Below are 21,103 nucleotides of genomic sequence, written 5' to 3' on the forward strand. Positions count from 1 at the left end.
CGATATGCCGGCCGCCGCGCCGACAGGCTATGACGCCAGCGACAGCCTGCCGGTGATGATCGAAACCAGCGCTTCGCCGGCGGTCCGCAGTTCGGTGCTGTTATCGATGGTGATGTCCTGGCCATAGGCGCCGAGCTTCAGTCCTCGTTCGACACGGCGGCCGATCTCCTCCGCGGTCTCGCGTCCGCGCGCCGAAAGCCTGGCCGCGATGATCTCCGGCCTGGCAGTCAGCCCGACCACGACGACATTGGCAAAGGCGGCACGAATGTCGTCGATCGCGCCGCGCGATCCGTTGGCGATGGCGGTGCCGCCACGATCAACATGATCCATGGAGCTGCGCGGCAAGGCATAGCTCAACCCGTTCGCCCGCCAGCTCACGGCGAAGCGTCCGGTTAGCCTCGCCTCGTCGAAGGCAGTCTCGCTCAGGCTGTCATGGTCTTCCGCCTCGGCCGTCGCTTCGCGCGTGACGATACGGCGCACGAACAGGATGTCGCTGCGATCGGCCAGGCGCTCACGCGCGTAGCCGATGACGCTGTCCTTGCCGGCACCGCTTGGGCCGACCACGACGACGAGCGTCCCTTGCAACCTTGTGTCAGGCAACGCGACGGCCCTCGCGCCAGACGGAGCGCACGACCGGGACACCCTTGCCGTGACGCACGCGCACGACGTCGCCACGCAGTCCCGGCGCGATGCGGCCACGGTCGGTCAGGCCAACCGTGCGCGCCGGCGCGGCGGTCACCAGCTTGATCGTCTCGTTGAGCGGCCTGCCTTGCGGGCCATCGGCCAGGATGAACGGCGCCTGCATCAGGCTGAACGGCACATAGTCGGACGACAGCACGTCGAGCACGCCGGCCTCGGCCAGTTCCCTCGCCGCGATATTGCCGGAATGCGACTTGCCGCGAACGATGTTGGGGGCCCCCATCATCACCGAGATGCCGGCTTCATGCGACGCCCTGGCGGCTTCCATGCTGGTCGGGAACTCCGCCAGCTTGACGCCGAAGGCGATCGATTCCTCGACATGCTCGACCGTGGCGTCGTCATGGCTGGCGAGTGCGATGCCGCGCTCGCTGCAGGCCTCGACGATGGTCTTGCGGTGTGTGGCGGAATATTTCTGCGAAGCGGCGACACGCTTGGCCATGAAGCGCTCGAAAGCCGCGTCGTCCAGCCCGCGCTTGGTCTTGTAGTAGAGCGCATACTGGTCCAGCGTCTGGAATTGCCGCTGGCCGGGCGCGTGGTCCATCAGCGAAGCGAGCCGCACGAAACCGTCGGTCTTGAAGTCTTCATACTGATCGATCACGTCGGCTGCCGAGACTTCGCAGCGCAGGTGGATGAGGTGGCTGGCGCGCAGCCGATCTTCGGCAACGGCGACCTCGATGGCGTCCGCGATGGCGCGCATCTCGCCTTTCTGGAAGCCACCATCCTCGTCGGAACCCAGGCGCAGGCAGTCGAAGACGGTGGTGATGCCCGACGCAACCACCTGCGCGTCATGTGCCTGCAGGGCAGCGATGGAATCCCAGCGCACGCCCGGGCGCGGCGAATAGTGAGCCTCGAGATGGTCCGTGTGCAGTTCGACCAGGCCTGGGACGACATAGTCACCCTCGCAGTCCTCGCCGATTGCCGCCGCGCCGCTATCGATCGCGGCGATCTTGCCGTTACGAAACAGGACCGATCCGTTGATGATCTCGTCCTCGAGGACGACGCGGGCATTTTTCAGGACGATATCTTGGGACATCTCAGGCAGACTTTCTGGCTTCAAGTGGCCGCAGCGGCCGGTAGGAATGCACGGTGAAGGGCGCGCCGGCTTCGCGCTCGATGAACAGGGCAAGGCCGTCGATGGCGAGGGGATGCCCCGTGAACGCTTCGAAGCGGCGTTCCAGCGCTGGCTGTACCCGCGCCAGCGTCTCCTCCGGCAGGCGCTCGCTCAGCGTCATGTGGAAGCGGAACTCGTCCATCACGAAGGGGTAGCCATGGCGCCTGAGGTAGGCGGCCTGGCGCGTGGTGAGCTTCGAAGGATCGCGACGCTCGATTTCGGCTTCCGTCAGCGCTGCCCGTACCGGCGCGAAATGCAGGACCGCATCGGCGGCGAAGGCGGAAAGCTGGTATTCCGCTTCCGTCGGCAACAGCGCGAGGAAAGAGCCGAGTTGTCCCAGCGGACCCAGTTGCCCGATCCGCAGGCCCTCGATGAAGAACGAGGTGGTCTTGGCACAGAACCGGTCGAAGCTCTCTTCGAGATCGGCCAGGCCAACACCGTCGGCGAGCCGGAACGGCGCGACGATGGTACCGTGGAAACCGTAACGGCGCGGCTCGCCCGTCAGCCGGGAGATTTCCTCCGCCGGCAAGCCGTCGAAGGACGGCGCCGCAAGCAGTTCGCCCGAAAAAGCATCGCGGCCGAGCCAGTTGGCCGCGGCCCTGGTCAGCGGATCGTGCTCGGAAGGCGTGAAATAGACTGCGTAGCGCATCACAGGAACAGCTTTCGCAACTGCTGCGAGATGACGTCGATCAAAGACACCGTCACCAGCATGATGATGAGCATTGCGGCAGCTTCAGGGTAGTAGAAGCCACGGATGCTCTCGAACAGCACCTGGCCGATGCCGCCGGCGCCGATGACGCCGAGTACGGTGGCGGCACGCACGTTGGATTCGAAACGATAGAGCGCATAGGACATCCACAGTGGGAGAACCTGCGGCACCACGCCGAACACCACCTCCTGCAGGCGTGTCGCACCGGTGGCGCGGATCGCTTCGACCGGCCGCGGGTCGATCGCCTCGACGGCTTCCGAGAACAACTTGGCCAGGATACCGGTGGTGTGGATGAACAGTGCCATGACGCCGGCAAAAGGCCCGAGGCCGACGGCGACGACGAACAGCACGGCGTATACGAGCTCATGGATGGAGCGGAACAGGTCCATCAGCCGGCGCACCGGCTGGACGATGTACCACGGCGCCATGTTGGAAGCCGAAAGGATGCCGAATGGAACCGCGAGGATCGCCGCCAGGAACGTTCCCCACAGCGCGATCTGGATGGTGACCAGCATCTCCTGCAGATAGTAGCGCCATTCCCCGAAATTCGGGTGCGAGAAACCCGCCGCATATTGCGCCATGTTGCCGGCATCGGTGAAGAGATAGGTCCAGCGGAACATCTCGGCCGGCGCCCAGCTCCAGATCAGGAGTACAGCCAGGCCGAGCCAGGTGACGGCGGTCCAGGCATCGCGGGTCCAGTCGCGTCCGATCTCGGGGCGTGGTTTCTCGTTTTCACCGATATGCGTCGTTTGGGTCATCATCGCGCTCGCTGGAGCATGATCCCGAAAAGACTTTTCCGGACAAAGATCATGCGAGAAAACATGAGGGTCGAGCGGAATCCATCTTCATCACATCCCGCTCTTTGGGTCATGCCGGGCGTCAATCCGCCCGGCATGATATGTCGAGGCCTAGATAGATCGGCCCGGAGCCGATCAGCTCTGGCCCTTGGCCTTGATCTTGGCCTCGTAGCCGGCCTTCTCGGCATCGATCTTCTCGATCTTGGCCTTCTTGTCGGCTTCCGAGAGGTTGGCGTCGGCTTCGATCTTGGCCTTGGCCTTGGTCAGCTCCATGACGCGGATCGGCAGCAGCTGATCGTTGTCCGAGGCACGGAACGGCGCCCACTGCAGGCCGGCCAGGATTTCCTTTTCCTTGGCGACGTCACCCTTCGACTTGTCGGTGCCGTAGGTCAGGATGAAGTTCTTCAGCTTGTCCTTGGTCGCCTGCGGCAGTTCCTTGCGCCAGACGATCGGGTCGGACGGGATCAGCGGCGACTTCCAGATCACCTTGATCTTGGCAAAGGCTGCAGGCTGGTTCTTCTCGATGAGGGCGAGGTTCTCGGTGTTGTTGGCGGCAGCGTCGAGCTGGCCGTTGGCAACGGCCATGGCGTTGGTCTCGTGGTTGGCGTTGGTGACCGCCTTGAAGCAGTTCTTCGGATCGACCTTGTTGGCCGCGAAGACGAAGGTGGTCGGAACGAGGTAGCCAGAGGTCGAGTTCGGATCGCCGAGGCCGAAGTTCAGGGTCTTGTCGCACTTCAGCAGATCTTCGACGGTGTTCAGCTTGCTGTCCTTCGGCGCCAGGATCAGCGACCAGTAGCCAGGGTTGCCGTCAACGGAGACGGTCTGGGCGAAGATCTCGCCATCGGCGCGATCCACCGCTTCCATGGCCGACTTGTTGCCGTACCAGGCCATCTGAACTTTGCCGAAACGCATGCCTTCGATGACGCCGGCATAGTCAGAAGCGAAGAACGGCTTCACGTCGAGGCCGGTTTCCTTCTTCATGTCGGCGAGGAAGGGCTCCCACTTCGGCTTGAGGTTCTGCTGGGACTCGGTCGAGATGATGCCGAAGTTGATCTCCTCGGCATAAGCGGCACCGGTGAGGGTGAAGGCGATCGCCGTGGCGGCGATGGCCTTGAGCATAGCGTTCATGTCAACGTCTCCTGTTGGTTCTCTGTTCAGGCGAAAGCCGGCGCCATGTCCGGGTTCTTGGTGGTTGCAGGTTCCGGGTATTCGGGGACGAAATCCGGAACAGCCTCGGGCAGGATCAACTCTTCGGAATTCGAGCCGTAGAGTTCGACCAGTGTTCTGTGGGTGAGCCTGGAGGACGGGCCGTCGAATACGACGCGGCCGTCCTTCAGGGCGATGGTGCGCGGGCAATAGCGGCGCGCATATTCGACCTGGTGCAACGACACCACGCAGGTGATGCCGTCCTCGCGATTGACGCCAGCCAGCACCTCCATGACGCGGCGCGCCGAAGACGGATCGAGCGAGGCGATCGGCTCGTCGGCGAGCAGGATGTTGGAGCGCTGCACCAGCGTGCGGGCGATCGCTGCGCGCTGCTGCTGTCCGCCCGACAGGGTCGAGGCGCGCTGCCAGGCCACTTCGGGGATGCCGACCTTGGCCAGCGCCTCGCGGGCGAGCCGCTTTTCCTCGGCGCTGAACAGCCCGAGCGTACCGCGCCAGACGGGGATGCGGCCGAGATTGCCGATCAGCACATTGGACAATACGGAAAGCCGGCTGACCAGGTTGAACTGCTGGAAGATCACGCCGATGTTGCGGCGAAGACCGCGGGCGCCGCCGGAGAGCCGGCCATTGTTCTGCAGGCTGGCGCCGAAGATCTCGATCGTGCTGGAGCCGGTCTGGCCGGTCTCCAGCCCGCAGATATGGCGCAGCAACGTGCTCTTGCCGGAACCGGAGGCGCCGATCAGCGCGACCATCTCGCCCTTGCCGATGTCGAGGCTGACATTGTCGAGTGCACGCTTCTTGCCAAAATTCTTCGAAAGGTTGCGTATGCTGATGGCGTTCATGAAATCGCTCCTGGTTTGGGCCTACGGCCCCAGCACCAATTGAGTGGTCGTCGATGGACGCGTGTTGCTCGGCTGTCCGGGCATGCGACCGCGACCGGCAAGGCCGCGACGCCCGGCCGGAATTCGTTACCCGGTTACCGCTTCTCGATGACGGTCGGATGTACCGTTCGTGTCAGCTGTGTGACCATTCACCGATATCGCACTGCCGGACCGGCCCTCGTAGCGTTCGAGGAAGGCTTCAGCGCTCAGGTTGCGGAAATCATCGAGCGCGGCGCGCAGGTCGGCGTGGTCCCAGTCCCACCAGGCCAGTGCCTGCATGCGTTCGGCGATCTGCGGCTCGAAGCGGCGGCGCATGAACTTAGCCGGCACACCAGCGACGATCGTATAGGGTTCGACATCCCTGGTGACGACGGCGCCGGAGCCAACGACCGCGCCGTCACCGATGGTCACGCCGGGCAGGATGGTGACGCCGTGACCGATCCAGGTATCGTGGCCGACCACGACGCGGTTGGCGCGGCGCGCGGCAAAGAAATCGTCTTCATGCGCAGCGTCCTCGAAATAGTCGCCGGCGCGGTAGGTGAAGTGATGCAGCGTGGCGCGCGACATCGGGTGGTTGGTGGCGTTGATGCGCACCGAAGCGGCGATGTTGGCGAACTTGCCGATCGTCACGCACCAGGTCTGGCCGTCCTGCATGATATAGGAGTAGTCGCCGAGTTCCGTTTCGGTGAGACGGCAACCCTCGGTCACTTCGGTGTAGCGGCCGAGCGTGCAGTTCTCGAGGCGGGCTGTCGGATCGACAACCGGGGTTTCGGAAAGACGCGGCATGGTCAGGCCGCCTTTCGGTCCGGCGCGAAGCCGGTGACGTCGATGACGATGTCTGCCACCGCATTGCGTACGTCGGCGTCGTGGAAGATGCCGAGCAACGCCACCCCTGCCCGCTTCTTCTCCGCGATCATCTCGACGACGACAGCGCGGTTGGTGGCGTCGAGCGATGCGGTCGGCTCGTCAAGCAACAGAACCGGATGATCGGTGATGAAACCGCGCGCGATGTTGACGCGTTGCTGTTCACCACCCGAGAAGGTCGCGGGCGGCAGGGCCCAGAGGCGCTCGGGCAAATTGAGACGGCTCAACAACTCGCGCGCCTTGCCGGCTGCCTTGCTGCGATCGGTGCCACGTTCGACCAGCGGCTCGGCCACGATGTCGAGCGCGCTGACGCGGGGCACGACACGCAGAAACTGGCTGACATAGCCGATCGTCTCGCGGCGGATCTCGAGCACCGTGCGCGGGGCGGCTGTCGCCAGGTCGACCATGTGGCCACGATGCAGGATCTCGATACTGCCTTCATTCACGGCATAGTTGCCGTAGAGCATCTTCAGGATCGAGCTTTTGCCGGCGCCGGACGGGCCGCCCAATACGGCGCATTTGCCGCCTTCCAGCATGAAGGCGGCATCCATGATCACCGGCAGTTCGATGCCGCCGCGCAGATGCATGGTGAAGGTCTTGGCAAGACCGGAAACATTGAGAAGTAGCGTCATCACCGCGCCTCAGACTTGCAGGATCGAAGAAACGAGCAGTTGCGTGTAGGGCGCCTGCGGATCGTCGAGCAGACGGTCGGTCAGCCCGTGTTCGATGACCCGGCCGTCCTTCATCACCATCATGCGATGCGACAGCAGGCGCGCGACGGCGAGATCATGTGTGACGATGATGACCGCGAGGCCGAGGTCGTGAACGAGGCCGCGCAGCAGGTCGAGCAGGCGCGCCTGCACCGAGACGTCGAGGCCACCGGTGGGTTCGTCCATGAAGACCAGGCGCGGCGCGGTGACCAGATTGCGGGCGATCTGCAGGCGCTGGCGCATGCCGCCGGAGAATGCGCGCGGCTGGTCGTCGATGCGGTCTGCATCGATCTCGACACGGCCGAGCCAGTCGGTGGCGGTGTCGCGGATGTTGCCATAGTGCCGGTCGCCGACCGCCATCAACCGCTCGCCGACATTGGCGCCGGCAGAAACCGTCATGCGCAGGCCGTCGGCCGGGTTCTGGTGGACGAAGCCCCAGTCGGTGCGGAGCAAAAGACGGCGTTCGGCTTCGCCCAACCCGTACAGGTCGCGCATCTCGCCGTCGCGCATGCGGTAGGACACCGTTCCCGCGGTCGGGGCGAGGCGCGTGGAAATGCAGTTCAGCAATGTCGTCTTGCCCGAACCGGACTCGCCGACGATCGCCAGCACCTCCCCCGGCCAGATGTCGAAATCGACATCGGCGCAGCCGATGCGCTGGCCGTAGTGCTTGCTCACCGACCGGACCGACATCAACGGCAGATTGTCGGTTTCGACCTCCGAATGGTCGATCCTCACCGAAACAGTCATGACAGGGCCTCGCCGGACATCTCGCCGCGATGGCCAGCGGCCTGGCGGCTTTCGCAATGGTGGGTGTCGGAGCAGACGAACATGCGCCCGCCGCGATCATCGAGCACGACTTCGTCGAGATAAACCTGCTCGGCGCCGCACAGCGCGCAAGGCTTGTCGAAACGCTGCACCTCGAAGGGATGATCCTCGAAATCGAGGCTGATCACCTCGGTATGCGGCGGCACCGCATAGATGCGCTTCTCGCGCCCGGCGCCGAACAACTGCAGCGCCGGCGACATGTGCATCTTCGGATTGTCGAATTTCGGTGTCGGCGACGGATCCATCACGTAGCGACCCTCGACCTTCACAGGATAGGCGTAGGTGGTGGCGATATGGCCGTTCCTGGCGATGTCTTCATAAAGCTTCACATGCATGAGGCCGTATTCTTCCAGCGCATGCATCTTGCGGGTTTCCGTCTCGCGCGGTTCGAGGAAGCGCAACGGCTCGGGGATCGGCACCTGGTAGACCAACACCTGGCCTTCCTGCAGCGGCGCTTCGGGAATGCGATGACGGGTCTGGATGATCGTCGCGTCTTGCGTGCTCGTAGTCGTCTCGACGCCGGCAACCTTCTGGAAGAACTTGCGGATCGAGACCGCGTTGGTGGTATCGTCGGCGCCCTGGTCGATGACCTTCAGCACATCGTCCGGCCCCAGGATCGAGGCCGTCACCTGGACGCCGCCGGTGCCCCAGCCATAGGGCATCGGCATTTCACGGCTGGCGAACGGCACCTGGTAACCCGGCACGGCGATCGCCTTGAGGATGGCGCGCCGGATCATGCGCTTGGTCTGTTCGTCGAGATAGGCGAAGTTGTAGTTTGATGCCTGCGCGTTCATTCGGCGGCTTCCCTCGTTTCAAGAACCGCCTCGCCGGTACGCTGCTCGTATTCGGAGCGCATGGTGCGAACCAGACCGAGCTCGGCCTGGAAGTCGACGTAGTGCGGCAGTTTCAGATGTTCGACGAAGCCGGTGGCCTGGACGTTGTCGCAATGCGACAGCACGAACTCCTGGTCCTGCGGTGCTGCGACCAGATCCTCGCCCAGTTCCTCGGCCCGCAATGCACGATCGCACAGCGACATCGCCATCGCCTTGCGCTCGGACTGGCCGAAGACAAGGCCATAGCCGCGTGTGAACTGCGGCGGCGCCTTGGCCGATCCCTTGAACTGGTTGACCATCTGGCATTCGGTCACCTGGACGCGACCTATCGGCACGGCGAAGCCGAGTTCCGGCATGAACACCTCGACGTCGACCTCGCCGATGCGCACTTCGCCGACAAAGGGATGGCTGCGGGCATAGCCGCGCTGGGTCGAATAGCCGAGCGCCAGCAGGAACCCTTCATCGCCGCGTGACAGCGACTGCAGCCGCATGGCGCGCGACATCGGAAACTCGGTCGGCGTCTGGTTGATGTCGCCGGGCTCGAGCGCGGGATCGATGTAACCGTCGTCCTCGATCAGCCCTTCCTGGCCGAGGATGTCGGCCACGCGCATGACCGGCTCCTGGACACCACCGCGCAGCGCTCCGGTTTCGATCTGCGGATCGCCTTCGAGTTCTTCATCGAGCAGGCGATGCGTGTAGTCGAAGGTCGGTCCGAGCAACTGGCCGCCGGGCAGATCCTTGTAGCAGGCGGACACGCGCCGCTCGACCAGCATGGCGCCGGTATCGACGGGCTCGCTATGCCCGAAGCGCGGCAACGTGGTGCGATAGGCGCGCACCAGGAAGATTGCCTCGATCAGGTCGCCCCGCGCCTGCTTGATCGCGAGCGCCGCCAGCCGGCGGTCGTAGAGCGAGCCTTCGCTCATGACGCGGTCAACGCCGATGCTAAGCTGTTCGGTGATCTGTTCGAGCGTCAGGGCCGGCACCGACCTGTCGCCGCGACGGCGATCGGCCAGCAGGCGGTGGGCATTGTCGATGGCGGCTTCGCCGCCCTTGACTGCAACATACATCGATCAACCCTCCATCTCGATGAGGCGCACTGAGCGCGGCAGGCAGGCGATGGCATCGCCGGCGGCGAGGATGAGGTCGACGCCGCGCGGGAACCGCTTACGATTGGCTTTCCATTGCGCGGCGAAATCCCGTGGCAGGCCACGCGGCGCCAGCGTGACGCGACCGCGGATGCCCGGCCCCTCGAACGTCAGCGGCGTGCCGCCTTCGAGGCCCGGCACCTGCAGGATCAGCGTGGCGGAACGATCGGGATATTCCTGGGTCCCTTGAGCAAAGCGCTCCAGCGGCGGCATGGTCAGGGGAGCGCCGACCAGGGCGAATGCAACGTCACCGCAGGTCGCCATCTCGCGGGCGCCGGTATGGAAGGCAAGCCATGCGCGCAGCGCGGCATGCTCAGCCAGCGAGGCATCCAGCCAGAACGGCGTATCGGCATCGATCAAGGCACAGGCCACGGCGCCGGCGGCGCGGCCGAGCGGTGCGGGTGGCGTCACCACCGCGTCGACCTCGACGATCGCCGCAGGCTTCGCCATCGCATCCATGACGGCCCGAAAGACGGATTGGGCATTCAGGACCGGATCAGAGAACCCGCCCTCCAGGGCAGTCGCTTCATTCAGCATCAGTCCTCTCCTCGCACCATGGTGACCGCCTTCAAGCCGGTCGCTTCGCTCAACATCAGTCCTCTCCTCGCACCATGGTGAAAAAGTCGACGCGCGTGGCCGCTGTCTGTTGCCGGCGCGTCTCGTCGGCAACGTCGAGCTCGCGCCGTATCGGCTGGATCAGTTCGGCATCGATGCGCGCGGCAGTCTCGGCATTGCGGCAGAGCGCATCGATGACCGCCGAAAGCCGCGCCTTGGCGTGATCGCGACCGAGCATCATGGCATGACCGACCGAACCATCCTCCAGCTTGACGCTGGCGCGGGTAACGGTCGCCTCGCCGAGATTGAATGGCTCGCCGGTGCCGCCGACACGTCCGCGCAGCATCACCAGGCCAGCCTCGGGTCCGCGCAAAGGGGTGTGCCCGGGCTGCAGTCCGAGCGTCGTCCACAACGCATTCAGCCGCTCGCTGCTGCAGCGCGCCAGGACCGCCATCCGGTCCCGCCGCGCGGTTTGATCCGCCGTGATGTTCATGCCAACCTCAAATTTGTCTATTGATCTAGACAACTAGATAACTTAACCTGTCTTAGACCCGTTGAATGACGGAAGAATGACAACAAGGGCGGGACCGCACTATTTTGACCGAAATAGATGCGGGCCGGGCCCCCTGCATGTGAGGAAAAATGTCGAAGTCGGCATTGCATCGAGGGGTGGGCGTCGCGCTGTGGCGACAGATCGGCGACGAGATCCGGCGGGGCATCGGTAGCGGCCTTGCCGACGAGAACGGCCGCCTGCCGCCCGAGGCCGAGCTTGCGATGCGGTTCGGCGTGAACCGGCATACGGTCCGTGCCGCCATCGCCGCCCTCGTCCATGAAGGTGTGCTTCGCAGCGAACAGGGACGCGGCACCTATGTGCGGCGTCAAAAGCGCCTCACTTATCCGATCGGTGCCAGGACTCGCTTCTCCGCCGGACTTGAAGGCCAGGCGCGGGACCGTCAGATCGAACTGCTCGATCAGGGCCGCGAGCCTGCCAACGCCGCGGTTGCCGCAGCACTCGGGCTTGAGGTCTCCGAAGAGGTCATCCGCCTCGAGATGCGCGGACTGGCCGACGGCGTTCCGGTTTCACGCTCGACGGCGTGGTTTCGCGCCGCGCATTTCCCCGACATTGCCAACTATTTCGCCCGGACCCATTCGATCACCCAGGCGCTCGCGCTGTGCGGCATCAAGGACTATCGCCGTGCATCGACGACGATCGAAGCGCGGCATGCCGACGATACCGACACGCGCGATCTGAAACTATCGCCCGGCGCCATCGTGCTGGTGGCACGTGGCATCAATGTCGACAGCAGCGACAAGCCGATCCAGTATTCGCAGACGCGCTTCTCGGCGGATCGCGTGGAACTGACGGTCAGTCCCGGCTAGGGCGCTCAGCCCCACAGCATCAGGGCGACCCAGCAGCCGACGATGGCGGCAGCTGCGATCGGGACACCCCAATCCGAGAGGAAGTGCGCGGGACGGTTTGTGTCGAAGTGGAGGAATGCCATAGCATGCCCTCCTTAAACGGGCTGGATGTCGCCCTCTCGCAGCCGAGCCCAGTTTCGGCTGTCGACTGACATCATTATACACCCTGGTGGCGTTCTCCACCAAACGGATCGTGCAACAGCGCATCGGCGCGAGAAACGCTCCATGGAGGTCGATTGAAACCGCAGCTCTTGCTCGTTGAACCGATGATGGCGGAGATCGAAGCCAGGCTTGATGCCGGCTATCAGGTGCACCGCCTCTTCGACGCCTCGCAGCGTGACAGTGTCGAAGCGGCGCGCAGCGACATTCGTGCCGTCGTGACTGGCGGCGGCACCGGCCTGACCAATGACTGGATCGACCGGCTGCCCGCCCTCGGTATCATTGCCGTCAACGGCGTCGGCACGGACAGGATCGATCTGGCCTACGCCCGCCAGCGCGATGTTCATGTCAGCACCACACAGGGCGCGCTGACCGACGAAGTTGCCGACATGGGGCTTGCGCTTATCCTTGCCGTGCTGCGCCGGATCGTCGAGGGCGACGGCTTCGTGCGCAGTGGCCGCTGGCAGGCAGGTGAACAATTTCCGCTCGGCTCGAGCCCGCGCGGCAAGCGGCTGGGCATCCTGGGGCTCGGCCAGATCGGCCGCGCGCTGGGCACGCGCGCCGAGCTGTTCGGCATGGCTGTGCGCTATTCAAACCGGACGCACTATCACGACGTCGCCTGGCCGCATTTTTCTGATGCGGCCAAGCTTGCCGCCGACAGCGACGTGCTTGCCGTCTGCGTCGCGGCAACTCCGGACACGCGCCGTGTCATCAACGGGGCCGTGCTCAAGGCACTCGGCCCGCAGGGCACACTGATCAACATCGCGCGCGGCAGCGTGGTTGACGAGGATGCTCTGATTGCAGCCCTACGCGACGGCACGATCGCGGCGGCCGGTCTCGACGTGTTCGAGAACGAACCGGCCATCCGCAAGGATTTTCTCGACCTGCCCAATGTCGTGCTGATGCCGCATCAGGCCAGCGCCACCATCGAGACACGCCGCACCATGGGAAACATGGTGTTGGCGAGCCTCGACGCCTATTTCACCGGAAAGCGGCCGGAGAACACCGTGAACTGACGTCCGGCGTCTGGCCTGTCCGTCCGGATGGCGTTCATCGCTTCTTGAAGGCCTCGGCCAGCGCCGCGCCAAACGCACCCTGCGACGGCGGCGCCTTGTCCGGCCTGCCCCTGCCTTGCTGCGGCATCGAAGGTTTTGTCGGACCGTCCTGGCGAGCCGGCCTGGCCGAACCGCCATCGCCGTCGCGCCGCATCGTCAGGCCGATGCGCTTGCGGGCAATGTCGACATCGACCACGCGCACCTTGACGATATCGCCGGCCTTGACCACCTCGTGCGCGTCCTTCACGAACCTGTCGGCCAGTTGCGAGACATGCACCAGGCCGTCCTGATGCACGCCGATGTCGACGAAGGCGCCGAATGCGGCGACATTGGTGACCGTGCCTTCCAGCAGCATGCCCGGCTTCAGATCCTTGATGTCATCGACCCCGTCGGCAAAGGTTGCCGTCTTGAAGCCCGGGCGTGGATCGCGGCCAGGCTTTTCCAGTTCACCGATGATGTCGCGCACGGTCGGCAGGCCGAAACGCTCGTCAACAAAAACACGCGGGTCGAGCGCCTGCAGCATGGCGCGGTCGCCCATCAGAGCGCGCAGGTCGCGCCCGCAGGCGGCAATGATCTTCTTGGCCACGCCATAGGCTTCGGGATGCACGGAGGATGCGTCCAGCGGCTCGGTGCCGTTCGGGATGCGCAGGAAACCGGCGCTCTGTTCGAAGGCCCTTGGTCCGAGCCGCGACACCTTGAGCAGTTCCTGCCGACTGGGGAACGGCCCATTGGCATCACGGTGGGCAACGATTGCTTCCGCCAGCGAGGCACCAAGACCGGACACGCGTGCCAGCAGCGAGGCTGACGCCGTGTTGAGGTCGACGCCGACGGCATTCACCGCATCCTCCACCACGGCGTCGAGCGAGCGCGCCAGCCGGTACTGATCGACATCGTGCTGGTATTGCCCGACACCGATCGACTTGGGCTCGATCTTGACGAGCTCTGCCAGCGGATCCTGCAGCCGGCGGGCAATGGAGACGGCGCCACGGAGGGAAACGTCCAGGCCCGGGAATTCGGCGGCAGCCGTTTCAGAGGCGGAATAGACCGATGCACCGGCCTCGCTGACGATCACCTTGAGCGGCTTCGGCGCCGGCATGTCGCCAAGCAGTTCGGCCACCAGCTTCTCGGTTTCACGGCTGGCCGTACCGTTGCCAATGGCGATCAGCTCGATATTGTGCTGGCGCATCAGCCGGGCGAGTTCGGCCTGGGCGCCGCGCACGTCGTTCTTCGGCTGGAACGGATAGACCGTTGCCGTTTCCTTGAGCTTGCCGGTGCCGTCGACCACGGCCACCTTCACGCCGGTGCGGATGCCCGGGTCGAGCCCCATGGTGGCGCGCGAACCGGCAGGAGCGGCCAGCAGCAGGTCCTTGAGGTTGCGGGCGAAGACATGGATCGCCTCTTCCTCGGCGCGTTCGCGCAGGTCGCGCATCAGATCGAGCGACAGATGCAGCGACAGCTTCACGCGCCAGGTCCAGCCGGCGACCTCGGTCAGCCATTTGTCGCCCGGCAGCACGTTGCCGATCGCCAGCGTCTGCACGATGATGCGCTCCACCGGCTTGACCGGCGAGGTGTCGTCGGCATCGACTTCGATCGCCAGCGACAGCACATCCTCATTGCGGCCGCGCAGCATCGCCAGCGCCCTGTGGCTCGGCGTCGTCGCCCAGCGCTCGCCATGATCGAAATAGTCGGAGAACTTGGCACCGGCCTCCTGCTTGCCGTCGACGACACGCGAACGCAGGAAGGCGCGGTCCTGCATATAGGCGCGCAGCTTGCCGACGAGATCGGCGTTTTCCGCGAATTGTTCGGAAAGGATATCGCGTACGCCGTCCAGCGCGGCCTTCGTGTCCGGGACCTCTTCGGTGATGTAGCCTTCGGCCAGTTGCAGCGGTATGGCGGCGCGGTCGGCCATGATCGCCTCTGCCAGCGGACCGAGCCCGCGTTCGCGCGCGATCTCGGCCTTGGTGCGGCGCTTCGGCTTGTAGGGCAGATAGATGTCTTCAAGTTCGGCCTTGGTCGCCGCCGCGGCAATCTTGAGCTTCAGCTCGTCCGTCAGCTTGCCCTGTTCGCCGATCGATTCCAGGATCGCGACGCGACGCGCGTCGAGTTCGCGCAGATAGACGAGGCGTTCGGCAAGCTGGCGCAGTTGCGTGTCGTCAAGACCGCCGGTCGCTTCCTTGCGGTAGCGCGCCACGAACGGAACCGTCGCCCCTTCGTCGAGCAGGGCGACCGCCGCCGATACCTGCTGCGGCCTGGCCGAGATCTCAGCCGCGATGATGGAAGCGATCCGGTCCTTGCCCGCCTGTTCTGCGCCACTCATGCGTTACTTCGTCTCCAACCATTGAGTCGGCGCACCATATTCAAGTGCGCGGAGGGCCGCCACGCTGTTGGCCGGGCGGCGGCGTTTCTCCACAGCGAGCAGAACGGCCGAAAAGGTGCGGAACCGATCGGCTGCTCGCGCATTCCGAACCTCAGGGGCTTTATCAGAGAGCGTGCCCTCGATGAACACAACCCTTCTTCAGGTCCAGCACCTGACCATGGAATTCGGCGGCCTGATCGCCATCGGTGATCTCTCCTTCGAGGCCAGGCGCGGCGAGATCACCGCGCTGATCGGTCCGAATGGCGCCGGCAAGACGACGGTGTTCAACTGCATCACCGGCTTCTACAAGCCCACCGAAGGCATGATCCATTTCACCGGGCACGATGGCTCGGAATTCCTGCTGGAACGCATGCCGGATTTCCAGATCACCGCCAGGGCCAAAGTTGCACGCACGTTCCAGAACATCCGCCTGTTTCCCGGCCTGACGGTGCTTGAGAACATGCTGGTCGCCCAGCACAACAAGCTGATGAAGGCGTCGGGCTTCCTCATCCTGGGCCTGTTCGGCATCGGCAGCTATCGCCGCGCTTCCGCGGAATCGGTTGAACTGGCGCAATACTGGCTGGAAAAGGCCGACCTCATGGACCGCGCCGACGATCCCGCCGGCGACCTACCCTATGGCGCACAGCGACGACTCGAAATCGTGCGCGCCATGTGCACCGGGCCGGAACTGCTCTGCCTCGACGAGCCCGCCGCCGGCCTCAACCCGAAGGAGTCGCTGGCGCTCAACGAGCTGCTGATGGATATCCGCGACAACAACGGCACGTCGATCCTGCTCATCGAGCATGACATGTCGGTGGTGATGCAGATTTCCGATCACATCGTGGTGCTGGAATATGGCCGCAAAATCTCTGACGGCGACCCGGCTTTCGTCCGCTCCGACCCCAGGGTCATCGCCGCCTATCTCGGCGTCGACGACGAAGAGGTCGAGACGGTGCTCAGCGATGTCGGGGACGCCAAAGTCATCGAGCAACTCGATACCGATCGGTAGAACTCGGCGGTCATGCCGTTTCCTGGATGACCAAGGTGAGCGTGCCGGTCTGGTCTATGGTTGCCGCCACCACCTGCGTCGCGTCGAGCCCGTTCTGGGCCAGCATCAGCACCGCCACTGGTGACGCCTGGATCGATGTCTGCAGCTCGCGCAATTCATCCACGCTGGTGTCGTTCAGCTTGTTCTCCACCTGCGCCTTGTCCGGCTGCGGCAGTTCCTCGATCCTGACGATGTTGATCGCCGTGACCTCCTGGTCCGGCGACAGTCCAGGCATTGGCACGGATTGCTGCGGCGAGTGATCCGGCGTCACCTCGGGCAACTTCCGGGCCGGCTGCTGTGCCAATGCCGGCGAAAAGGCGGCCATCGCGGAAAGGGTCGCGACCAGCGTCAAGATACGCATCGGCTTCTCCTTTGTAATCACACCCGTCCCAGCAGCACCAGAATGACAATGATGATGAGCAGCAGGGACAATCCGCCGCCGCCATAATAACCGGTGCCATAAAACGGACCGCCGCCAAAACCACTAAAACCACCGAGCAGGAGAAGAATGAGGATGATGATCAGAATTGTGCCGAGGCTCATGGCTCTCTCCTTGCGAAATTCTTGAATCGAACCCGGAGGCTCCAAGCTCGACCGAAATCGAACGTTTCCGGGTAGCGGCTCGTTCCAATTATCTGGTCGTAGCGGACTGTTTGGGTTGCGATCCTCTTTTCGGCAATCGCCCATGTCTGCCTTTCGCAAGAGCACTCACCTTCCGCTCGATGTCCTTGCGCAATTGCTCGACTTCCTTTTCGGTCAGATGCTCTATGCCGATCAGCCGGTTCCTCGCTTCCGATGCCCTGATCAGTTCATCCAGCTTGGCCTGGATCGCCGCGCTGTCCCGGTTCTGGGTGTTCTGGATCAGGAAAACCATCAGGAAGGTGATGATGGTGGTGCTGGTGTTGATGATCAGCTGCCAGGTGTCGGAATAGCCGAAAAAAGGGCCGGTCACCGCCCAGGCCAGCACCGCCACAACGCAAAGGCCGAATGTCACGGCCTTGCCCGCGGCATGAGATATCGTATTCGCAATGTGGGTGAAGATCAGCTCAGGTTTCATCGCGCCCGTTCCTCCCTTGCCCGCGCTGCAAGGCTGGAACGAGATCATCCGTGCTCCCGTTCCGAGAAACTGCGCGGAGGACCACTTCGTCGGAACCTTTTTTGCCGCCCGCTCATTGGGCTTGCATCATCTGATCGGCGTGGGGCGTCGAACTCCCGGGAGATCACCATGAGAGTACGAGATTGCATGACCAAGGACGTACGCATCGCCATGCCGGACGCAACCCTGCGTGACGTCGCGCAAGCCATGGCCACCCTCGACGCAGGTTTGCTACCTGTGGCAGACGGCGATCAGTTGATCGGCATGGTCACCGATCGAGATATCGCGGTGCGCGGCGTTGCCCTGGGCAAAGGTCCGGAAACGCCGGTCCGCGATGTCATGACATCGGACGTCAAATATTGCTTCGATGACGAGGAAGTCAGCGCCGTGCTGCAGAACATGGGCGATATCCAGGTGCGTCGCCTGCCCGTGCTCAACCGCGACAAGCGGCTGGTGGGCATCGTCTCGCTTGGCGATCTCGCCACCAATGGTGAAGCCATGCATGCCGGCGAAGCGCTCGGCGGAATCTCGCAGCGTGGCGGCGAACATTCGCAGACCACGCACTGACAAAGACCAACAGCAGTGGCCGTCCGCCAGGGGCGGCTACTGCTCAATCTGGCACGGGGTCGTGTGACCCCATACTCCCGCCTGTTCCAGGCCCGATCATTTCACTTCAGCTTCAAAGCAACTTCCGCCTTGCGAAACTCCTTCCATGGGTCGGCCTGGGCAAGTCGGCTCGCGGCGTTCGTGACCGTGAAATGTGCCGGGCCGATCGAAGGGCCAAGCTCATCCCAGTCGAGCGGCATCGAAACGGGGGCGCCGGCGCGCGCCCGGCTGGCGTATGGCGCGATCGCCGTCGCGCCACGCTGGTTGCGCAGATAGTCGATGAGGATATGGCCGACCCGCTTCGACTTGGTGATGGTCGCGACATATCGATCAAGACTGTCCGAGGCCATCTCATCCGCGATCGCCTTGGTGAATTCCTTTACCTCATTCCACCCGGTGACCGGCTTGATCGGCGCCACGACATGGATGCCCTTGCCACCGGTGGTCTTGACGAAAGTGTTGAGCCCTACCTTCTCCAGACGCCCGCGAACTTCCCGTGCGCCATCGATCAGATCCTGCCATGTGATGCCCTCGCCGGGATCGAGATCCATGACGATCTGATCCGGATGTTCGAGATCGGCCAGGGATGCCTGCCAAGGATGGATCTCGAGCGCCGCGCCCTGGACGAGTCCGATCACGCCATCGAAGCTGTCGATGGCAAGGATGGGCTCCTCGGAATTGTCATTCGGGTCCTGCACGGTGAGGACCTCCCTGGCATGGCCTCGCCAGGCGTGTTTCTGGAAGAAACACTGGCCTGCCGTGCCCTCCGGGCATCGCAGCAGAGCCAGCGGCCGGTTGGTCACGAAGGGCGCCATGCGCGGCCATGCCTCGGCATAATAATCCGCGAGGCCGGCCTTGGTGACACCGGCGTCTTGCCAGTAGACGCGGTCGGGGTGGGTTAGCTGAACCGTGGATTTGTCGGCTGATGTCATGACTGCTCCCATGATCGTGGCCATTGTCCAATGGTCACGCAGGCCCCGGACCGACAGCATGACGCACGGCCCGTCGACGGTCCAGCCGTAGCCGCTATCTGTTCAGTTCCTTGGCCATGTCGAGATGGCGCCGTAATGTCGGCAGCGTGCTTACGGCCCACGTCCGGATCGCGGTCTGTTCGCCTTTCTCGCCGTAACGCTGGAACAGGTCGACTGCATCCGCGTGCGCCTTGACCTGATCGGAGTGATAGCGACCGCTGAACTCTGGTCCTTGCAGTTCCTGAAGCTTGGCCAGCGTCGCTTTCTGGTCTCCCGTCATCTCGGTCGGGATGGCTACGGTGATGGCCTGGCTCTCCAGCAGCTGTTTCAGCTCGCCGGAGAGCCGCTCGTGGTCGCGCACCATTTCTTCGGCGAAGGCCTTGGTCGCCGGATCGGCTCGCTCGACGGCAAGCCTGCTCGCCGCAATTTCGAGGAGACCGCTTGCCGCGGTTTTCGTGACGAAATCAGCCGTGGAAGGGGCAACACCGAGCAGCGTGTTCACGCCAGTCTTTTCCGCGACGGACTGAGCCAGCACGGGCGTGGTCGCCAAGGCAATGGCAGCAGCGAGAACGAATGGCTTCATCGGTTTTCTCCTATGTTGGAAATCCGAACGGAAGCACGCTTCGATCGTTCCATAAAACACCGGACGGAAGTTGAATGGGAACGGAAAACCCCGATCTCCGAGTTTCTCCGGCTGCACCCCTCAAACAAAGTGTTTGAGAGCGAAACACTCTGTGTTGGAACTGGCTTCCATCAAAAGACTTATCCACCCCGATGCGGATTTTCATTGAGGATCAACGATCGCCTGCATGGGAGCAATCTTGGCATCCATGCGCACAACGAGAGGAGATCACGACAGATGGCTTGTTTTACACCAGTAACCTTCAAGACTTCTTGCGGCAGCAAATTCATGATCCGCAACATCAGGGACATGTCTGACGCCATGCGCCGTTCCTGGCCCGACAAGGACTGCGAGAGCTATCTGCGGGCCGTCGAGTTGATCAAGCGCTCGCAGGATGGCGAATGCAGCCCTCGTGCTGCCTTTGGTGCCTTCATGGAAGCGGCCAGCAAGCAGGACCGGATCGTCCGCAATCGTCACCGTTTTCCCAAGGAAGTCGCCAGCACGCTCGCTGACATCACGAAATTCGTGGCGTCATAGGACGGAGCCACCATCGCCGGCCGTCATCTTCCATGGCAGCCATTGCAATCGTCGATCGGTCCGAATTTCCTGCCCACCTGCTTGTCCCTGCGATGGCAATCCGAGCAAAAAGCGTGGAACATGCCGTCGATGCGAGTGGTCTCGGACACAGAGATACGCTTGTGGCAGGTCAGGCAGTTCTCGCTCCCGGTCCGGTCGACGAAATTGTGATGGCAACCTGCACATGCCAGTCCGGTGTGGTCGGTATGCAGGAAGCGGGCATGGTCGATCGGCGCCTGCCGCAGGCTGGCCAGCCGGGTCTCGGCCATCGACCCCATCGCTAGCCATGCAATTGCGCCAACGAACAGCCCCAGCGTGATCACCAGGCGCAAGATATGCCGCTCGCGCACGAGGCCTTCGATGAGCAGAAATGCGAGCCCCGCGAGCAAGGCAGCGGCAGCCAGCATGATCATTCCGGAAATCAACGCGATGTGGATAGCGGCGGCGGCCATGAGCAGGTAGCCGGCGGTGCGGTGCACCGACAGGCTGGCAAAGGGACCGAGCCGTCGGCGTATCACTCGGGACCGCTGCACGAGCAGCACAACGAGAAAGGCCAGCAGAGCTACGATGCCGGCGACGATCTCGATCGGGACCGCCGGCGACAGCCAGCGCCAGAAGACGGGCTGGAAAGCCGTGGTCATGGTGACATGACCGACGAGCGCAGCCAGTGCGGCCCAGCCGAAAATCCGGTGCAGGGGGCGTCGGCCCGGGGCCGGCCGCAGGAAGAGCGTGCTGGCTGTCAGCATCAGGGCAGCGGCACCAAGCAGCCGTGCGGCCCACCATCCTGCATCGGTCGGTTGCCACAAGAGCACAACAAGGCCAAGCGTCAGCGACACCAGCCCTGCCCGACCGGCTTGGCTGGCCAGCATCTGCAGCCACCTCGCGCGCAGGCTCATCACCAC

The 21,103-nt window shown here is 63.8% G+C and carries 24 protein-coding genes and 1 pseudogene; 5 read left to right on the top strand and 20 right to left on the bottom strand.

Translation table 11 applies throughout. The annotated features are described in order from the left end of the window. Positions 1–27: 27 nt before the first annotated feature. The 13 genes from phnN to phnG form a co-directional block, all read right to left on the bottom strand. Positions 28–585, bottom strand: coding sequence for a phosphonate metabolism protein/1,5-bisphosphokinase (PRPP-forming) PhnN (gene phnN, locus ACFWYE_RS20415; RefSeq protein WP_379113868.1), 558 nt, complete (start codon positions 583–585; stop codon positions 28–30). A 7-nt stretch (positions 586–592) separates the two neighbouring features. After that, positions 593–1,732 carry an alpha-D-ribose 1-methylphosphonate 5-triphosphate diphosphatase gene (locus ACFWYE_RS20420; RefSeq protein WP_379113870.1) on the bottom strand — a complete coding sequence of 380 codons (1,140 nt, stop codon included), beginning with the start codon at positions 1,730–1,732 and terminating at the stop codon, positions 593–595. Position 1,733: 1 nt separating this feature from the next. Beyond that, positions 1,734–2,459 carry a DUF1045 domain-containing protein gene (locus ACFWYE_RS20425; RefSeq protein ID WP_379073161.1) on the bottom strand — a complete coding sequence of 242 codons (726 nt, stop codon included), beginning with the start codon at positions 2,457–2,459 and terminating at the stop codon, positions 1,734–1,736. After that, positions 2,459–3,277 carry a phosphonate ABC transporter, permease protein PhnE gene (gene phnE, locus ACFWYE_RS20430; protein WP_129411032.1) on the bottom strand — a complete coding sequence of 273 codons (819 nt, stop codon included), beginning with the start codon at positions 3,275–3,277 and terminating at the stop codon, positions 2,459–2,461. Before phnE ends, ACFWYE_RS20425 begins: the two co-directional genes overlap by 1 nt. 174 nt (positions 3,278–3,451) lie before the next feature. After that, positions 3,452–4,444, bottom strand: a complete 993-nt coding sequence (gene phnD, locus ACFWYE_RS20435) for a phosphonate ABC transporter substrate-binding protein (protein ID WP_379062411.1) — start codon at positions 4,442–4,444, stop codon at positions 3,452–3,454. 26 nt (positions 4,445–4,470) lie between these two features. Continuing rightward, positions 4,471–5,322, bottom strand: a complete 852-nt coding sequence (gene phnC / locus ACFWYE_RS20440) for a phosphonate ABC transporter ATP-binding protein (RefSeq protein ID WP_326895500.1) — start codon at positions 5,320–5,322, stop codon at positions 4,471–4,473. Between the two features lie 126 nt (positions 5,323–5,448). Further along, the gene (locus tag ACFWYE_RS20445) at positions 5,449–6,147 is read right to left on the bottom strand and encodes a DapH/DapD/GlmU-related protein (protein ID WP_379062413.1); all 699 of its coding nucleotides are present in this window, start codon (positions 6,145–6,147) and stop codon (positions 5,449–5,451) included. A gap of 2 nt (positions 6,148–6,149) precedes the next feature. Further along, positions 6,150–6,857 carry a phosphonate C-P lyase system protein PhnL gene (gene phnL, locus ACFWYE_RS20450; protein ID WP_379113872.1) on the bottom strand — a complete coding sequence of 236 codons (708 nt, stop codon included), beginning with the start codon at positions 6,855–6,857 and terminating at the stop codon, positions 6,150–6,152. 9 nt (positions 6,858–6,866) lie between these two features. Next, the gene (gene phnK / locus ACFWYE_RS20455; protein WP_379113958.1) at positions 6,867–7,625 is read right to left on the bottom strand and encodes a phosphonate C-P lyase system protein PhnK; all 759 of its coding nucleotides are present in this window, start codon (positions 7,623–7,625) and stop codon (positions 6,867–6,869) included. 53 nt (positions 7,626–7,678) lie between these two features. Then, complete coding sequence (locus tag ACFWYE_RS20460) at positions 7,679–8,554, bottom strand: alpha-D-ribose 1-methylphosphonate 5-phosphate C-P-lyase PhnJ (protein ID WP_379113874.1); 876 nt, start codon at positions 8,552–8,554, stop codon at positions 7,679–7,681. Further along, positions 8,551–9,660: a carbon-phosphorus lyase complex subunit PhnI gene (locus ACFWYE_RS20465; RefSeq protein WP_379113876.1), complete on the bottom strand. Its 1,110-nt coding sequence runs from the start codon at positions 9,658–9,660 to the stop codon at positions 8,551–8,553. Before ACFWYE_RS20465 ends, ACFWYE_RS20460 begins: the two co-directional genes overlap by 4 nt. Before the next feature lie 3 nt (positions 9,661–9,663). Continuing rightward, positions 9,664–10,275 carry a phosphonate C-P lyase system protein PhnH gene (gene phnH / locus ACFWYE_RS20470; RefSeq protein ID WP_379113878.1) on the bottom strand — a complete coding sequence of 204 codons (612 nt, stop codon included), beginning with the start codon at positions 10,273–10,275 and terminating at the stop codon, positions 9,664–9,666. A gap of 55 nt (positions 10,276–10,330) precedes the next feature. Then, the gene (gene phnG / locus ACFWYE_RS20475; protein WP_379113880.1) at positions 10,331–10,786 is read right to left on the bottom strand and encodes a phosphonate C-P lyase system protein PhnG; all 456 of its coding nucleotides are present in this window, start codon (positions 10,784–10,786) and stop codon (positions 10,331–10,333) included. Between the two features lie 149 nt (positions 10,787–10,935). On the opposite strand from phnG, the gene phnF reads away from it, so the two are divergent. Next, a complete protein-coding gene (gene phnF / locus ACFWYE_RS20480; protein ID WP_379113882.1) occupies positions 10,936–11,673 on the top strand; it encodes a phosphonate metabolism transcriptional regulator PhnF in 738 nt (245 codons plus the stop codon). Positions 11,674–11,978: 305 nt separating this feature from the next. Next, positions 11,979–12,887 (top strand): 2-hydroxyacid dehydrogenase, encoded by a 909-nt coding sequence (locus tag ACFWYE_RS20485; protein ID WP_379073163.1) that lies wholly within the window; start codon positions 11,979–11,981, stop codon positions 12,885–12,887. A 34-nt stretch (positions 12,888–12,921) separates the two neighbouring features. On the opposite strand, the gene ACFWYE_RS20490 is transcribed toward ACFWYE_RS20485, so the two are convergent. Then, positions 12,922–15,243 (bottom strand): Tex family protein, encoded by a 2,322-nt coding sequence (locus tag ACFWYE_RS20490; RefSeq protein ID WP_379113884.1) that lies wholly within the window; start codon positions 15,241–15,243, stop codon positions 12,922–12,924. Positions 15,244–15,424: 181 nt separating this feature from the next. Between ACFWYE_RS20490 and ACFWYE_RS20495 the strand changes: the two are divergent. Beyond that, positions 15,425–16,282: pseudogene (locus tag ACFWYE_RS20495) on the top strand (ABC transporter ATP-binding protein); the annotation flags it as partial. Between the two features lie 19 nt (positions 16,283–16,301). Here the strand turns inward: ACFWYE_RS20495 and ACFWYE_RS20500 are convergent. The 3 genes from ACFWYE_RS20500 to ACFWYE_RS20510 form a co-directional block, all read right to left on the bottom strand. Then, on the bottom strand, positions 16,302–16,691 hold the full coding sequence (locus tag ACFWYE_RS20500; protein WP_379113886.1) for a hypothetical protein: 390 nt from the start codon (positions 16,689–16,691) through the stop codon (positions 16,302–16,304). Positions 16,692–16,708: 17 nt separating this feature from the next. Continuing rightward, entirely contained in the window at positions 16,709–16,873 is a 165-nt protein-coding gene (locus tag ACFWYE_RS20505; RefSeq protein ID WP_129411046.1) for a DUF3309 family protein, read from the bottom strand. An 88-nt stretch (positions 16,874–16,961) separates the two neighbouring features. After that, positions 16,962–17,387 (bottom strand): low affinity iron permease family protein, encoded by a 426-nt coding sequence (locus ACFWYE_RS20510; protein ID WP_379113888.1) that lies wholly within the window; start codon positions 17,385–17,387, stop codon positions 16,962–16,964. A gap of 168 nt (positions 17,388–17,555) precedes the next feature. On the opposite strand from ACFWYE_RS20510, the gene ACFWYE_RS20515 reads away from it, so the two are divergent. Continuing rightward, positions 17,556–17,993, top strand: coding sequence for a CBS domain-containing protein (locus ACFWYE_RS20515; protein ID WP_379062435.1), 438 nt, complete (start codon positions 17,556–17,558; stop codon positions 17,991–17,993). A 101-nt stretch (positions 17,994–18,094) separates the two neighbouring features. Here ACFWYE_RS20515 and ligD read toward each other — a convergent pair whose 3' ends face one another. Together ligD and ACFWYE_RS20525 are read right to left on the bottom strand one after the other, a co-directional pair. After that, positions 18,095–18,964, bottom strand: a complete 870-nt coding sequence (gene ligD, locus ACFWYE_RS20520; protein WP_379113890.1) for a non-homologous end-joining DNA ligase — start codon at positions 18,962–18,964, stop codon at positions 18,095–18,097. A gap of 94 nt (positions 18,965–19,058) precedes the next feature. After that, positions 19,059–19,586, bottom strand: a complete 528-nt coding sequence (locus ACFWYE_RS20525; protein WP_379113892.1) for a DUF4142 domain-containing protein — start codon at positions 19,584–19,586, stop codon at positions 19,059–19,061. Between the two features lie 276 nt (positions 19,587–19,862). On the opposite strand from ACFWYE_RS20525, the gene ACFWYE_RS20530 reads away from it, so the two are divergent. After that, positions 19,863–20,162 carry a DUF982 domain-containing protein gene (locus ACFWYE_RS20530; protein ID WP_379113960.1) on the top strand — a complete coding sequence of 100 codons (300 nt, stop codon included), beginning with the start codon at positions 19,863–19,865 and terminating at the stop codon, positions 20,160–20,162. Between the two features lie 23 nt (positions 20,163–20,185). On the opposite strand, the gene ACFWYE_RS20535 is transcribed toward ACFWYE_RS20530, so the two are convergent. After that, positions 20,186–21,070 (bottom strand): cytochrome c3 family protein, encoded by an 885-nt coding sequence (locus tag ACFWYE_RS20535; RefSeq protein ID WP_379113894.1) that lies wholly within the window; start codon positions 21,068–21,070, stop codon positions 20,186–20,188. Positions 21,071–21,103: the final 33 nt, after the last annotated feature.

This window comes from Mesorhizobium sp. NPDC059025, from assembly GCF_042739655.1.
Lineage (GTDB): Bacteria > Pseudomonadota > Alphaproteobacteria > Rhizobiales > Rhizobiaceae > Mesorhizobium.

Excerpts from the sequence above, each read along its gene's own strand:
- ACFWYE_RS20420 (WP_379113870.1), bottom strand. The coding sequence starts at position 1,732 with ATGTCCCAAGATATCGTCCTGAAAAATGCCCGCGTCGTCCTCGAGGAC.
- ACFWYE_RS20425 (WP_379073161.1), bottom strand. The coding sequence starts at position 2,459 with ATGCGCTACGCAGTCTATTTCACGCCTTCCGAGCACGATCCGCTGACC.
- phnE (WP_129411032.1), bottom strand. The coding sequence starts at position 3,277 with ATGACCCAAACGACGCATATCGGTGAAAACGAGAAACCACGCCCCGAG.
- phnD (WP_379062411.1), bottom strand. The coding sequence starts at position 4,444 with ATGAACGCTATGCTCAAGGCCATCGCCGCCACGGCGATCGCCTTCACC.
- phnC (WP_326895500.1), bottom strand. The coding sequence starts at position 5,322 with ATGAACGCCATCAGCATACGCAACCTTTCGAAGAATTTTGGCAAGAAG.
- ACFWYE_RS20445 (WP_379062413.1), bottom strand. The coding sequence starts at position 6,147 with ATGCCGCGTCTTTCCGAAACCCCGGTTGTCGATCCGACAGCCCGCCTC.
- phnL (WP_379113872.1), bottom strand. The coding sequence starts at position 6,857 with ATGACGCTACTTCTCAATGTTTCCGGTCTTGCCAAGACCTTCACCATG.
- phnK (WP_379113958.1), bottom strand. The coding sequence starts at position 7,625 with ATGTCGGTCCGGTCGGTGAGCAAGCACTACGGCCAGCGCATCGGCTGC.
- ACFWYE_RS20460 (WP_379113874.1), bottom strand. The coding sequence starts at position 8,554 with ATGAACGCGCAGGCATCAAACTACAACTTCGCCTATCTCGACGAACAG.
- ACFWYE_RS20465 (WP_379113876.1), bottom strand. The coding sequence starts at position 9,660 with ATGTATGTTGCAGTCAAGGGCGGCGAAGCCGCCATCGACAATGCCCAC.
- phnH (WP_379113878.1), bottom strand. The coding sequence starts at position 10,275 with ATGCTGAATGAAGCGACTGCCCTGGAGGGCGGGTTCTCTGATCCGGTC.
- phnG (WP_379113880.1), bottom strand. The coding sequence starts at position 10,786 with ATGAACATCACGGCGGATCAAACCGCGCGGCGGGACCGGATGGCGGTC.
- phnF (WP_379113882.1), top strand. The coding sequence starts at position 10,936 with ATGTCGAAGTCGGCATTGCATCGAGGGGTGGGCGTCGCGCTGTGGCGA.
- ACFWYE_RS20485 (WP_379073163.1), top strand. The coding sequence starts at position 11,979 with ATGATGGCGGAGATCGAAGCCAGGCTTGATGCCGGCTATCAGGTGCAC.
- ACFWYE_RS20490 (WP_379113884.1), bottom strand. The coding sequence starts at position 15,243 with ATGAGTGGCGCAGAACAGGCGGGCAAGGACCGGATCGCTTCCATCATC.
- ACFWYE_RS20500 (WP_379113886.1), bottom strand. The coding sequence starts at position 16,691 with ATGCGTATCTTGACGCTGGTCGCGACCCTTTCCGCGATGGCCGCCTTT.
- ACFWYE_RS20505 (WP_129411046.1), bottom strand. The coding sequence starts at position 16,873 with ATGAGCCTCGGCACAATTCTGATCATCATCCTCATTCTTCTCCTGCTC.
- ACFWYE_RS20510 (WP_379113888.1), bottom strand. The coding sequence starts at position 17,387 with ATGAAACCTGAGCTGATCTTCACCCACATTGCGAATACGATATCTCAT.
- ACFWYE_RS20515 (WP_379062435.1), top strand. The coding sequence starts at position 17,556 with ATGAGAGTACGAGATTGCATGACCAAGGACGTACGCATCGCCATGCCG.
- ligD (WP_379113890.1), bottom strand. The coding sequence starts at position 18,964 with ATGACATCAGCCGACAAATCCACGGTTCAGCTAACCCACCCCGACCGC.
- ACFWYE_RS20525 (WP_379113892.1), bottom strand. The coding sequence starts at position 19,586 with ATGAAGCCATTCGTTCTCGCTGCTGCCATTGCCTTGGCGACCACGCCC.
- ACFWYE_RS20530 (WP_379113960.1), top strand. The coding sequence starts at position 19,863 with ATGGCTTGTTTTACACCAGTAACCTTCAAGACTTCTTGCGGCAGCAAA.
- ACFWYE_RS20535 (WP_379113894.1), bottom strand. The coding sequence starts at position 21,070 with ATGCTGGCCAGCCAAGCCGGTCGGGCAGGGCTGGTGTCGCTGACGCTT.